Origin of the sequence: Pseudomonas sp. RC10-4-2 (genome assembly GCF_050433085.1) — a bacterium.
Lineage (GTDB): Bacteria > Pseudomonadota > Gammaproteobacteria > Pseudomonadales > Pseudomonadaceae > Pseudomonas > Pseudomonas aeruginosa.
Genome location: NZ_JBNPXX010000002.1, coordinates 917,087 through 930,462, shown reverse-complemented (window position 1 = coordinate 930,462; position 13,376 = coordinate 917,087). Strand labels below are relative to the sequence as shown.

Here is a 13,376-nt window from a genome sequence, read left to right as displayed (position 1 = left end):
AGCGTCATCCGCCGACGACCGGCAGCGGCTGTCGAACGCAGCCGCTGCCCCTGAATTCGATTGCCGAGGACGACGACGCATGGCCCACCCACCCCAGATCCGCATCCCCGCCACCTACCTGCGCGGCGGCACCAGCAAGGGCGTGTTCTTCCGCCTGGAAGACCTGCCGGAATCCTGCCGGGTCCCCGGCGAGGCGCGCGATCGGCTGTTCATGCGGGTGATCGGCAGCCCCGACCCCTATGCCGCGCACATCGACGGGATGGGCGGCGCCACCTCCAGCACCAGCAAGTGCGTGATCCTCTCGAAGAGCAGCCAGCCGGGCCATGACGTCGACTACCTCTACGGCCAGGTCTCCATCGACAAGCCCTTCGTCGACTGGAGCGGCAACTGCGGCAACCTCTCCACCGGGGCCGGCGCCTTCGCCCTGCACGCCGGGCTGGTGGATCCGGCGCGGATACCGGAAGACGGCATCTGCGAGGTGCGCATCTGGCAGGCCAATATCGGCAAGACCATCATCGCCCACGTGCCGGTGAGCGGCGGCCAAGTCCAGGAAACCGGCGACTTCGAGCTGGACGGAGTGACCTTCCCGGCGGCCGAGATCGTGCTGGAGTTCCTCGACCCGTCCGACGACGGCGAGGACGGCGGCGCCATGTTCCCCACCGGCAACCTGGTGGACGATCTGGAGGTGCCGGGGGTCGGTACCTTCAAGGCGACCATGATCAACGCCGGGATTCCCACGGTGTTCGTCAATGCCGAGGAGATCGGCTACCGCGGCACCGAGCTGCGCGAAGAGATCAACGGAGACCCGCAGCAACTGGCGCGCTTCGAACGGATCCGCGTCGCCGGCGCCCTGCGCATGGGCCTGATCAAGACCCCCGAGGAAGCCGCGACCCGCCAGCACACGCCGAAGATCGCCTTCGTCGCCCCGCCCCGCGACTACCGCACCGCCAGCGGCAAGCTGGTGGCGGCCGGCGATATCGACCTGCTGGTCCGCGCGCTGTCCATGGGCAAGCTGCACCACGCGATGATGGGTACCGCGGCGGTGGCCATCGGCACCGCCGCAGCCATTCCCGGCACCCTGGTGAACCTCGCCGCCGGCGGCGGCGAACGCAGCGCGGTACGCTTCGGCCATCCCTCCGGCACCCTGCGAGTGGGCGCCGAGGCCAGCCAGGCGAACGGCGAATGGACGGTGACCAAGGCGATCATGAGCCGCAGCGCGCGAATCCTCATGGAAGGCTGGGTGCGCGTACCCGGCGACGCCTTCTGAACCGACCTATCCTTGCCCCGGCCTTCCGCCACCGCGAAAGGCCGGGGCGTCTTGCAGCCACGACAAGAAAAACCATCCCCGAACCAGCCTGACCCGAGAGGAAACCCACCACTTACGAACCACTGGAGTACGCGATGAGTGCCAACGTCGATCTCAACCAACGTCCCGACTACGACGCCGTCCTGCAGGACATCGCCGACTACGTGCTGGACTACCGCATCGATTCCACGGAGGCCCTGGACACCGCCCGCAACTGCCTGATGGATACCCTCGGCTGCGGCCTGCTGGCGCTGCGCTTCCCGGAATGCACCAAGCACCTCGGCCCGCTGGTCGAGGGCACCCTGGTCCCGCACGGCGCGCGGGTGCCGGGCACCTCCTTCCGGCTCGACCCGGTCAAGGCCGCCTGGGACATCGGCTGCATCGTCCGCTGGCTGGACTACAACGACACCTGGCTGGCCGCCGAGTGGGGCCATCCCTCGGACAACCTCGGCGGCATCCTCGCCGTCGCCGACCACCTCTCGCAGAAACGCCTGGCCAACGGCGAAGCGCCGCTGAGCATGCGCCAGGTACTGGAAGCGATGATCATGGCCCACGAAATCCAGGGCGTGATCGCCCTGGAGAACTCGTTCAATCGCGTCGGCCTCGACCATGTGCTGCTGGTCAAGGTCGCGTCCACCGCCGTCTGCGCCAAGCTGATGGGGGCCGACCGCGAGCAACTGCTGGCCGCCCTCTCCCACGCCTTCGTCGACGGCCAGGCCCTGCGCACCTACCGTCACGCACCGAACGCCGGCTCGCGCAAGTCCTGGGCCGCTGGCGACGCGACGAGCCGCGGCGTGCGCCTGGCGGACATCGCCTTGCGCGGCGAGATGGGCATCCCCGGCGTGCTCAGCGCGCCGCAATGGGGTTTCTACGATGTCCTGTTCAGCCACACCAGCAAGGACCTGGCGACCAAGCCCGAGGACAAGCGGCGCTTCAGCTTCCCCCAGGGCTACGGCAGCTACGTGATGGAAAACGTGCTGTTCAAGATCAGCTTCCCCGCCGAATTCCACGCGCAGACCGCCGCCGAGGCCGCCGTGCGCCTGCATCCGCTGGTGAAGGACCGCCTGCAACGGATCAGCCGCATCGTCATCACCACCCACGAGTCGGCGATCCGCATCATTTCCAAGGTCGGCCCGCTGGCCAACCCCGCCGACCGCGACCATTGCCTGCAGTACATGACCGCCGTGCCGCTGATCTTCGGCGACCTGGTGGCCGAGCACTACGAGGACGCCTTCCACGCCGCCCACCCGCTGATCGATCGCTTGCGCGAGAAAATGGAGATCGTCGAGGAGCCGCGCTACAGCCGTGAATACCTGGAGGCGGACAAGCGCTCCATCGCCAACGCCGTGGAAGTGTTCTTCGACGACGGCAGCAGCACCGGCCAGGTCGCCGTGGAGTACCCGCTCGGCCATCGCCGCCGGCGCGCCGAAGGCATCCCGCTGCTGCAGGAGAAGTTCAAGGCCAACCTGGCCACGCGCTTCCCGCCGCAGCGCTGCCAGAGGATCTTCGACCTGTGCAGCCACCAGGCATCGCTGGAAGCCACGCCGGTGAACCGCTTCATGGACCTCCTGGCGATCTGAGCGCGCCCGCCTGGAAGGCGCTGGGCGGCTGGCCGAGGACCCGGCGGAACATGGTCGAGAAGGCTGCCGGGCTCTGGTAGCCGCAGTCCAGGGCGATGGCGGTGACCGTTTCGCCGCCGGCCAGCCGCGCCAGTGCCTGCACCACGCAGGCGCGTTGCTTCCAGGCACCGAAGCTGAGGCCGGTGTAGCGACGGAAGGTGCGGTTGAAACTGCGCAGGCTGGTATGCAGCAACCCGGCCCAGCGTTCGGCGCTGGCGCGGATGTCGGGCTCGACGAGGAACGCCTCGCAGAGCGCCAGCCAGCGCGGCTCGGGCGGCAAGGGCACGTGCAGCGGCAGCGTCTCGGCCGCCGCCAGCTCATGGAGCAACAGCGTCGCCAACGCGCCGTCGCGACCTTCGGTGTCGTATTCCAGGGGCATGTCCACCGCCGCCAGCAACAGTTGCCGCAGCAGCGGCGACACCGCCAGCACCTGGCAGTGCGCCGGCATCGCCATGGCGCTGCCGGGCTCGATGTACAGGCTGCGGGTGCTCACCCCGAGCATTCGTACCTCGTGCTCGACGCCCGGCGGAATCCACACTGCGCGCTGTGGCGGCACCACCCAGCCGGCGTCGCCGGTACGCACCTGCATCACCCCGCTGGCACCGTACAGCAATTGCGCGCGACGATGCCGATGGCGCGGCAGCAGGTAGCCGTCGGGATAGTCGGTACCCATGGCCACCACGGCCCGGGGCGTGGCGTCGTACTGCTCGATGGAAGCGTTGCGCATGGTCGAAGCACCTGGCCGAAACACGAATAGTATTGGCCAACCTCGCGAAGCGGGCCAGTCCCGGGACGCCTAAGCTGGCCTTCCGCTCTCGCTCCGGAAACCCGCCATGTTCTATCTCCTGCTCTTTCTCTGCGGCTGCCTCACCGGGGTCAGCGCCGTGCTGTTCGGCTTTGGCGGCGGCTTCGTGGTGGTGCCGCTGCTCTATCACCTGCTGCAACTCGGTCGCGCCGCCGACGACCCGCTGGCCCAGGCGGCCATGCAGGTCGCGGTGGCCACCTCGACCTGCGTGATGATCGTCAACGCCGCCCTCGCCACCTATCGCCACCGGCGCGCCGGCAGCCTGCTGCGCGCCTATGTCTGGCCGCTGGGCGCGTACATCGGTGTCGGCGCGGTGCTTGGCGCGGCGCTGGTCGGCCTGGCCAGCGGCGACTTCATTCGCCTGGCCTTCGTCGCCTACCTCGCCATCACCATCCTCGACTGCCTGTTGCGTCGCGGCTTCCTCAGCCGCGCCGAGGAGCGCCAGGCGCGGCCGCTGGGCGTCGGCGAGACGCGTCTGGGCGGAACGCTGATCGGTGCGATCGCCACCTTCCTCGGCGTCGGAGGCAGCGTGATGACCGTACCACTGCTGCGCCGCTGCGGGCTGAGCATGACCCAGGCGACCTCCATGGCCAACCCGCTGAGCCTGCCGGTGGCTCTTGGCGGCACCCTTACCTACCTGGTCCTGGCCGGCTACCAGGAGCAAGGCCTGGGCCGAGGCTTCGTCGGCTACATCGACCTGCTGGCCTTCGCCACCCTGGCCGGCGGCGGCTGGCTCGGCATCCGCCTGGCGACCCCGCTGATCGGGCGGATTCCCGATGCGCTGCATGCACGGGTGTACGTCGGCCTGCTGGCGGCGGTGATGCTGAGCATGCTGGCGGGCTGATGCCCCAGCCTGGGTAGGGCGAATAACGCCAACGGCGTTATCCGCCGGATGCACCGGACCGGATATCGGCGCAACGAAAAAAGGGCCTCGTCCGAGGCCCCTTTTCTTTTCCGGCGCTACACCGCTCAGGACGCCGCGCGGCTTACCGAGCCGGTGCCGGCAGGCTCCTTCGGCGCCAGGTTGAAGGCGTAGTACAGGACGGTCAGCAGCAGGATGAACGGCGGGCCGATGTAGAGGGCGATGCGGGTGTCCTCGAAGAAGGCCATCAGCACCACCACCATCACCAGGAACGCCAGCGCCAGGTAGGAACTGACCGGGTACAGCCACATGCGGTATTGCAGCTTGTCGCACTCGGCCGGGCTGAGCGTCTTGCGGAAGCGCAACTGGGCCAGCAGGATCATCGCCCAAGTCCAGATCGCGCCGAAGGTGGCGATGGAAGTCACCCAGACGAATACCTTCTCCGGCACCAGGTAGTTCAGCAACACGCCCAGCAGCAGCGCCAGGATCGACAGGATCAGCGCCCGGCGCGGTACGCCGCTGCGCGAGGCCTTGCCGAAGAAGGCCGGGGCCTGGCGATGCTGGGCCAGGCTGTAGAGCATGCGCCCGGTACTGAAGATGCCGCCATTGCAGGACGACAGTGCGGCGGTGATCACCACGAAGTTGATGATCCCGGCGGCGGTCTTGATGCCCATGCGCTCGAAGGTCATCACGAAGGGGCTGCCCTGGGTGCCGATCTCGTTCCACGGATAGAGCGACATGATCACGAACAGCGAGCCGACATAGAACAGCAGGATGCGCCAGAACACCGAGTTGATCGCGCTGGGAATGGTCTTCGTCGGGTTACGCGCTTCGCCGGCGGTGAGGCCGATCATTTCCACCCCGAGGTAGGCGAACATCACCATCTGCAGCGACATCAGCACGCCCTGGATGCCATTGGGCATGAAGCCGCCGTGGGCCCAGAGGTTGGAGATGCCGGTGGCGATGCCGTCGTTGCCGAAGCCGAAGGCGATCATGCCGATGCCGACCACCACCATCGCCAGGATGGTGACGATCTTGATCAGGGCGAACCAGAACTCGAACTCGCCGAAGGCACGCACCGCGATGAGGTTGATCGTGCCCATGCTCGCCAGGGCCGCCAGGGCCCAGATCCAGCGCGGCACGTCGGGGAACCAGATACCCATGTAGACGGCGACGGCGGTGATTTCGGCGACACAGGTCACCAGCCAGAGGAACCAGTAGTTCCAGCCGGTGATGAAGCCCGCCAGCGGGCCCAGGTAGTCCTTGGCGTACTGGCTGAAGGAACCGGCCACCGGATTGTGTACCGCCATCTCGCCGAGGGCGCGCATGATCACCAGGATCGCCAGGCCGCCGAGGATGTAGGAGATCATGATGGCCGGGCCGGCCATCTGGATGGCCTTCGCCGAGCCCAGGAACAGGCCGACGCCGATACAGGCGCCGAGCGCCATCAGGCGGATGTGTCGCTCACCGAGCTCGCGCTTCAGGGAGCCGTCTTGAACCTTCTGTTCGCCGACAGACGACATGGGAACAACCTCATTTTGTTATTGAGATAGATCAGTTGCGGACTCGCTCGTGCGGTCGGGGTAGGGAAGCGGATTTCACCAACGGCGCGGCCCCTGCGCGATACCGCACAGCGGGCGACGACGGGGCGTCATAGGTTCCAGGACTGCACACCGGAAGAGGCTGTCCGCTCTCGTGGAGCGAACGTGGGCATTGCGGGAGTCGACTACAACTGAGGTCGGGCCGGAGTTTTACACAAGATTTCAAGGCCGTCATGCCCCGCGATGGGGCAACTGGACCAAAGGCGTAAGGACCGCCAACGCTGAATGGATTCACTCCCTGGGTCGCGCGCGCGGCAGCAGGGACAGCGGCCGGCCGAGCCGGGAGTGGACGGTTTCGCGCTGGCCTTGCAGGCGCCAGCTGCGCTCGAGCAGCCGGCTGCGCTGCATGGGGTCAGCGCAGGGGTTCGCGGCAGCGGAGATCGCGGTAGGGGCCGTCGAGCCTGACCCAGCCGTCTCCCGGCGAGGTCTGCATGCAGGCGACCTGGCCGTCGAGCTTGCTCTGCCATTTGTAGAAGGGCGCCGGCGCGGCCTGCGCCGCGAGGCCGGAGAAACCCGCCAGGACGACACCGACGAGAAGGGGAAAAAGTGTGCGCATCGACATTCCGGACCCGAAACACAAGGAACTCAGACAGACACTCTAACCCCTGCGCCACGCCGCTCCAATCCTCGGTCGTCCGATTGCCGCCGGGGAGATTTTCCTTGCACGAATGACAGCAGGGTTGCAGCGGGACAACTAGACTTCCCCCCAGGTGCGGATGAATTGCGCAGCTACAGGCGGTGCGAGCATGGGTGCATCAGAACGATCCACGAACGACCCTTCCGAGCTGCAACCCTGCAGTCTCCCTGCCTCCGCTTCTCCTCGAAAAAGCCGTCTCCGCCAACGCCTGATGCTGATCGGCTTCGCCTTGCCGATCCTCGCCGCGGTGGGCATCGTGGTACTTCACGAAGCGCACACCTCGCGGCTGCAGGCACGCGAGCTGGCACGCTATGCCGCGACCCTGGACTACGAGGTGCGCCAGGGTCCCAGCGAGGCCATCCTGTTCCCGGCGGACGGCCCCTTCGACCGCCGCCTCGGCTATCAGTTGCTGCCTTCGTTCATGCAGCGCCTGTACGACCGCGACTACGCCATCACCCGCCAGGCGCACTTCTCCCCGGCACTGATGCGCTACGCCGAACACCGGCTGTTCCCGCCCTACGCGGAAAAGGCCCAGGCCGGGCTGGACATCGCCGATTGCCGCGGCGTGCCGATCTACGACTTCCGCTATCCGCAACGGCGCTACGCGAACTTCGCCAGCCTGCCGCCGCTGGTGGTGCAGAGCCTGCTGTTCATCGAGAACCGCGACCTGCTCGATCACGAACGCCCCTACCTCAACCCGGCGGTGGACTGGGGTCGCTTCACCCAGGCGGCGCTGTCGCAGGTCGGCAAGATGCTCGGCTTCAGCGCGCACTCCTCCGGCGGCAGCACCCTGGCGACCCAGATCGAGAAATACCGCCACTCTGCCGAAGGGCGCACCGGCAGCATCGGCGACAAGCTGCGGCAGATGCTCTCGGCCAGCGTACGCAGCTATCGCGAAGGCCCGGCCAACTTCGCCGCGCGCCAGGACATCGTGCTCACCTACCTCAACTCGGTGCCGCTGTCGGCGGCGCCGGGCTACGGCGAGGTCACCGGCCTGGCCGATGGCCTGTGGGTCTGGTACGGCGCCGACTACCGGCAGGTCGGCGAGGCACTCGACGGCAAGGCCGGACTGGCCGCCCAGGGCCTGGCCCTGCGCCAGGTGCTGGCGCTGATGATCGCCCACCGCCGGCCTTCCTTCTATCTGGCGCCGCGCGGCCGCGACGAGCTGGACCGGATGACCGACAGCCACCTGCGGGTCCTGACCCAGGCCGGCGTCATCGAGGCGCCGTTACGCGATGCGGCGCTGGCGCAGAAGCTGGCGTTCCGCGACCCACGCAGCCAGCCGACGGTGCAACCGCTGCCGACCAACAAGGGCGTGACCCTGGCTCGCACCCGCCTGGCCGGGATGCTCGGCGTGCCACTGTACGACCTCGACCGTCTCGACCTGCGGGCCAATACCACCCTCCAGCACGAGTTGCAGGAAAGCGTCACCGCCTACTTGCAGAAACTCGCCGACCCGGACTACGCCGCCCAGCTCGGGCTGATCGGCGAACGCCTGCTGACCCCGACCTCGACCCGCTCGGTACGCTACAGCTTCACCCTGTTCGAACGTACGCCGAGCGGCAACCAGGTGCGGGTGCAGACCGACAACACCGACCAGCCCTTCGACATCAACGAAGGCAGCAAGCTGGAGTTGGGCTCCACCGCCAAGCTACGGGTGCTGGCCAGCTACCTGGAGACCGTCGCGCAGATCCACCGCGACTATGGCGGCATGAGCGTCGCCGAGCTGCGCAAGGTGGAAGTGGAGCCGCTCGATTTCATCCTCCGCTGGGGCATCGACTACCTGGTCGCCAGCCGCGACCGCGATCTTTCCGCGATGCTCCAGGCGGCCATGGAACGGCGCTATTCGGCCAGCCCCTACGAGAGCTTCTTCACCGGCGGCGGGCTGCACACCTTCAACAACTTCCGCAAGGAAGACAACGGCCGCCGGCCGATGCTGCTGGAAGCCCTGCGCGAATCGATCAACCTGCCCTTCGTGCGCCTGCTGCGCGACCTGATCCGCCACGATATCTACCAGAACGCCGGGAGCAAGGTGCAGTTGCTGGCCGACGACAAGGACCCGCGCCGCGCCGACTACCTCGACCGTTTCGTCGACAAGGAAAGCCAGGTCTACCTGCGCCGCTTCTGGGTCAAGTACCGCGACAAGGACGCCAACCAGCGCCTGGAGACCTTCCTCGACGGCCTGCGTCCCTGGCCGGTGCGGCTGGCCGCGATCCACCGCTACCTGCAGCCACAGGCCGACCTGGCGAGCTTCAGCGCCTTCCTCCGCGAACGCCTGCCCCGCGGCAGCCTGACCGACAAGCGCGCCGCCGAGCTGTACGAGCGCTACGGCCCGGGCAAGTTCAACCTCAACGACCAGGGCTACGTCGCCCGCGTGCACCCGCTGGAGCTATGGCTGCTCGGCTATCTGCAGAAGCAGCCGCAGGCGACCTTCGGCGAGGCGGTGGCGGCCAGCGGCGCCGAGCGCAAGGAGGTCTACGGCTGGCTGTTCAAGTCGCGGCACAAGAACGCCCGCGACAAGCGCATCCGCATCCTGCTGGAGGTGGAGGCCTTCCTCGACCTGCACCAGCAATGGAAGAAACTCGGCTATCCCTTCGATCACCTGGTGCCCTCCTACGCCACCGCCCTGGGCAGCTCCGGCGACCGCCCGGCGGCGCTGGCCGAACTGATGGGGATCATCGTCAACGATGGCGTGCGCATGCCGACCCTGCGCCTGGAGCACCTCGACTTCGCCCTGGGTACGCCCTACGAGACGCGCTTCGCCCCGGAAGCCACCCTCGGCCAGCGGGTGATGACCTCGGAGGTCGCCACGACCCTGCGCAACGCGCTGTCCCAGGTGGTCGACGCCGGCACCGCGCGGCGCCTGCAAGGCACCTTCAGCCGTCCGGACGGCGCGCCACTGGTGATGGGCGGCAAGACCGGCACCGGCGACAACCGCCTGCAGACCTTCAGCGCCGGCGGCCATGTGCGCAGTTCGAAGGCACTGAACCGCACCGCCACTTTCGTCTTCTACATCGGCCCGCGGCACTTCGGTACCCTCACCGCCTACGTCGACGGCAGCGAGTCGAGCCAGTTCAAGTTCACCTCGGCCCTGCCGGTGCAGGTACTCAAGGGCATGGCACCGCTCCTCAGGGACTACCTCGACCCACGCACCGCCACCCGCTGCCAGGTACCGTTGTCGCCGCAACAGATCGGCCGCCTGTAGCGGTTCAGCGCACCGGCCAGTACCAGGCCGGCCGGTCCAGCTCGCGCAGCCCCTGGATGCGGGTCTCGCCGAAGTCCTTCTCCAGCCCCAGCGAATGGCATTCCGGGTGTTCTTCGAGCGTCGCGACAAGCCGCGCGGCGTGCGACACCACCAGCACCTGGGAGTACTGCGCGGCCTGGCCGACCAGGCGCCCGAGGGCCGGCAGCAGGTCGGGATGCAGGCTGGTTTCCGGTTCGTTGAGCACCAGCAGCGCCGGCGGCCGCGGCGACAACAGGGCGGCGATCCACAGCAGGTAGCGCAGGGTGCCGTCCGACAGCTCCGCGGTGCGCAGCGGCCGCAGCAGGCCGGGCTGCTCGATCAGCACTTCGAAGCGCCCTCCCGGGTTGTCGATGTGCAGGCGGCTGCCGGGAAAGGCATCGTCCACCGCTTCGTCCAGCGCCGCCGCATCGCCGATCTCGCGGATGGTCTGCAGGGCCGCGGCCAGGTCGGCGCCGTCGGCGCCCAGCACCGGCGTATGGGTGCCGATCTGCGGACGCCGCGCCGGTGCCTCGGCGTCGCTGCGGAAATGGTCGTAGAAGCGCCAGGAGCGGATCCGCTCGCGCAGGCCGAGCAGTTCCGGCACCTGTCGCGGGTCCACCGCCGCGCCCAGCATGCTGTCGAAGGTGGCGAGGTGCTGCGCCGCCACTTCCCAGCGACCGCCGCCGCCGCGTGCGCGCAACAACGGCCCGCGACGGTCGACGAGGACATTGGCCGGGCGCAGGAACGGGCCGGCCCAGATGCATTCGCGCTTGATCACCGGGTCGAGACCGAACTTGCTCTGGCTTGGCTCCGGCAGGCCGAGGTCGATGCAATAACCGAAATCCTCCCCGACGAAGCCCAGGCGCAGGTTCACCGACTGCCGGCGCACGCTGCCTTCGATCGGCTGGGCGCCACTGCGCATGGCCCGGCTGATGTCCTCCGGTCCCGCCCACAGGGTCGATGGCAGGCCGCCCTCGCGCGCCAGCGACGGGATCACTTCGCCGCGCGCACTGTCCGCCAGCAGGCGCAAGGCCCGGTAGACGTTGGACTTGCCGGCGCCGTTGGCGCCGGTGATCAGGTTCAGGCGCCGCAGCGGCATCACCAGGTCGCGCAGGGTGCGGTAGTTGGACACCGCCAGGGTGGTCAGCATGGCTGCTCTCGAAGGAACGGAAACGCGGCCGATTGTAGGCCAAATGCCGCATCGCTTACTTGAGCCCGGCTACCCCGGCGACGATCAACCCGACAGAAACCAGCTTCACCGCCGTCAGGCTCTCGCCAAGCAGCAGGACGCCGAGGAACACCGTGCCCAGCGAGCCGATCGCGGTCCAGATCGGATAGGCGACGCTGACCGGCAACTCGCGCAGCGCCAGGGTCAGGAAATAGATCCCGCCGATCGCCGCGACCACCGTCAGCAGCGACGGCCAGAGTCTGCCGAAGCCGTTGGAGAACTTCATGCCCATGGCGAAGGCGACCTCGAAGGCCGCCGCCACCAGCAGATGGAACCAGGCCATGGCGGCTCCTCAGGCCGACCGCGCCAGCGCCAGCAGGCGCTGTTCCGCCTCGGCGCAGGAGTCCTCGAAGGACCTGCCGCCGGATTCCTCGCCTTCCGCCGCGACCACCGTGACCTCGTCGATGCCGATGAAACCCAGCGCGGTGCGCAACCAGGGATCGGCGTGGTTCATCGCCTGGTTCTCGCCGCCCGGGCCGAAGCCATGGCCACCGCGACTGGTGACGATCAGCGCACGCTTGCCACGCAGCAGCGGCCGGTACTGGGCGACGCCATTGTCGAGGACGAAATCGAAGGTCACCCCGAGGCGCACGATCTGGTCGATCCAGGCCTTCAGGCCGCTGGGCACGCTGAAGTTGTACATCGGCGTGGAGATCACCAGCAGGTCGCTGTCGAGCAGTTCGCCGACCAGTTGGTCGCTCAGCGCCAAGTCGGCCTGCATCGCCAGCGAACGCTGTTCCGGCTGGGGATGGAAGGCGGCGGCGACGAAGGCCTCGGTGACCGCCGGAAGCGGTACCCGGCCGACTTCGCGGCGAGCCACGCGGGCCTGCGGATGGGCTTCGCGATAGGCCGCCAGGAAAACCTCGGCGAGACGCCGGGACTGCGAGCGCTCGCCTCGCGGACTGGCATGCACTGCAAGAATTCTACTCATCTGTATCTCCTTGGATTCGGCTAGACTCGAATGGCCTCAAGGCCCTTCTCCTGGAGCCAGAAATTATTGGCAGCGGGGGTTCCCGACAAATGAGCAATAGTTGTTCAGGGTGAATTCAGTTCACCCATGGAGATTCCAATGTTCGCTTCCCTGCCGCTGACCGCGTTGCGCACCTTCGAATCGGCGGCCCGCCAGTCGAGCTTCAAGGCCGCCGCCGAGGAGCTTGCGGTAACGCCAACCGCGGTTTCCCACCAGATCCGTTCGCTGGAAGCCTGGCTCGGCGTTCCGCTGTTCCAGCGCCTGCCACGGAAAGTGCGCCTGACCGACTGCGGCGATCGGCTGTTCCGCAGCCTGCACGGGGCCCTGCTGGAAATTTCGCAGAGCGTCGACACGCTGCGTCCACAGCGCAGCGTAGGCAACCTGACGGTCTCCACCACCCCGGCCTTCGCCGCCCTCTGGCTGGTGCCGCGTCTCGGCCGCTTCTACGCCGCGCACCCGCAGATCAACCTGCGCCTGGACACCAACTGCGAAGTCCTCGACCTGCACCAGGACGCCAGCATCGACCTGGTGATCCGCTACAGCCTCGACGACCATCCGAACTTCTACGGTCTCTGCCTGTTCGACGAATGCTTCGCGGTCTACGGCTCGCCGGCCCAGGTCGCCCTGGCCGCAGAACGGCAGCCGACCCTGATCAGCGTGCGCTGGCACAACTCCAGGCTCTACGCCCACGGCTGGGAGGCCTGGTGCGCGCAGGCCGGCGAAGACTGGATGGAGGGCCAGCCGGTGATCCGCCAGTACGACGAGGAGCACTATGCCCTGCAGGCGGCCATCGCCGGCCAGGGACTGGTGCTGGCCAGTTCGATCCTGGTTTCGGAAAGCGTCGCCAGCGGCCTGCTGCAACCCTACAGAGCGGATATCAGTGTCGACGGCGCCGGCTACAGCGCGCTATGCGTGCCCGGACGGGAACGTCATCCGCCGGTGAAGGCATTCTTCGAATGGCTGAGGCTGGAGGCACGACAGTCGGGGCACGCTTGCCGGCTGGAGCGGGACGCCTGAGCGGCGCGGCGGGACAGGGACAACGCGGCTGCCGTTATCCGTCCTGCGCGGCCAGGCGCAGCAGCCGCCGGACAAAACGACGGCCCGCACCTTGCGGGGCGGGCCGTC

At 67.9% G+C, this 13,376-nt stretch carries 11 protein-coding genes; 5 read left to right on the top strand and 6 right to left on the bottom strand.

Annotated features, from left to right (window positions below; all coding sequences use genetic code 11):
• The first annotated feature begins 79 nt into the window (after positions 1–79).
• A complete protein-coding gene (prpF, locus tag FHW81_RS12200; RefSeq protein ID WP_003103056.1) occupies positions 80–1,267 on the top strand; it encodes a 2-methylaconitate cis-trans isomerase PrpF in 1,188 nt (395 codons plus the stop codon).
• Positions 1,268–1,401: 134 nt separating this feature from the next.
• On the top strand, positions 1,402–2,886 hold the full coding sequence (gene prpD, locus FHW81_RS12195) for a 2-methylcitrate dehydratase (protein WP_003103059.1): 1,485 nt from the start codon (positions 1,402–1,404) through the stop codon (positions 2,884–2,886).
• On the opposite strand, the gene FHW81_RS12190 is transcribed toward prpD, so the two are convergent.
• Positions 2,864–3,652, bottom strand: coding sequence for an AraC family transcriptional regulator (locus tag FHW81_RS12190; protein WP_003103062.1), 789 nt, complete (start codon positions 3,650–3,652; stop codon positions 2,864–2,866). The genes prpD and FHW81_RS12190 overlap by 23 nt on opposite strands.
• A gap of 106 nt (positions 3,653–3,758) precedes the next feature.
• Here FHW81_RS12190 and FHW81_RS12185 point away from each other — a divergent pair, with 106 nt between their 5' ends.
• A complete protein-coding gene (locus tag FHW81_RS12185) occupies positions 3,759–4,574 on the top strand; it encodes a sulfite exporter TauE/SafE family protein (protein ID WP_003085615.1) in 816 nt (271 codons plus the stop codon).
• 125 nt (positions 4,575–4,699) lie between these two features.
• Here FHW81_RS12185 and FHW81_RS12180 read toward each other — a convergent pair whose 3' ends face one another.
• Together FHW81_RS12180 and FHW81_RS12175 are read right to left on the bottom strand one after the other, a co-directional pair.
• A complete protein-coding gene (locus tag FHW81_RS12180) occupies positions 4,700–6,115 on the bottom strand; it encodes an amino acid permease (RefSeq protein ID WP_003103066.1) in 1,416 nt (471 codons plus the stop codon).
• Between the two features lie 430 nt (positions 6,116–6,545).
• Positions 6,546–6,755 carry a hypothetical protein gene (locus FHW81_RS12175; RefSeq protein ID WP_009875978.1) on the bottom strand — a complete coding sequence of 70 codons (210 nt, stop codon included), beginning with the start codon at positions 6,753–6,755 and terminating at the stop codon, positions 6,546–6,548.
• A 154-nt stretch (positions 6,756–6,909) separates the two neighbouring features.
• On the opposite strand from FHW81_RS12175, the gene FHW81_RS12170 reads away from it, so the two are divergent.
• Positions 6,910–10,035, top strand: a complete 3,126-nt coding sequence (locus tag FHW81_RS12170; protein WP_003123023.1) for a transglycosylase domain-containing protein — start codon at positions 6,910–6,912, stop codon at positions 10,033–10,035.
• Positions 10,036–10,039: 4 nt separating this feature from the next.
• Here FHW81_RS12170 and FHW81_RS12165 read toward each other — a convergent pair whose 3' ends face one another.
• From FHW81_RS12165 to azoR1, 3 genes are read right to left on the bottom strand one after another with little or no spacing between them, the layout of a single operon-like run.
• The gene (locus FHW81_RS12165; protein WP_060774273.1) at positions 10,040–11,203 is read right to left on the bottom strand and encodes an AAA family ATPase; all 1,164 of its coding nucleotides are present in this window, start codon (positions 11,201–11,203) and stop codon (positions 10,040–10,042) included.
• Between the two features lie 55 nt (positions 11,204–11,258).
• Positions 11,259–11,564, bottom strand: coding sequence for a DMT family transporter (locus tag FHW81_RS12160; RefSeq protein ID WP_003103070.1), 306 nt, complete (start codon positions 11,562–11,564; stop codon positions 11,259–11,261).
• 9 nt (positions 11,565–11,573) lie between these two features.
• Complete coding sequence (gene azoR1, locus FHW81_RS12155; protein WP_010793862.1) at positions 11,574–12,212, bottom strand: FMN-dependent NADH-azoreductase AzoR1; 639 nt, start codon at positions 12,210–12,212, stop codon at positions 11,574–11,576.
• A 126-nt stretch (positions 12,213–12,338) separates the two neighbouring features.
• On the opposite strand from azoR1, the gene FHW81_RS12150 reads away from it, so the two are divergent.
• A complete protein-coding gene (locus FHW81_RS12150) occupies positions 12,339–13,268 on the top strand; it encodes a LysR substrate-binding domain-containing protein (protein WP_079760250.1) in 930 nt (309 codons plus the stop codon).
• The last annotated feature ends 108 nt before the right edge of the window (positions 13,269–13,376 follow it).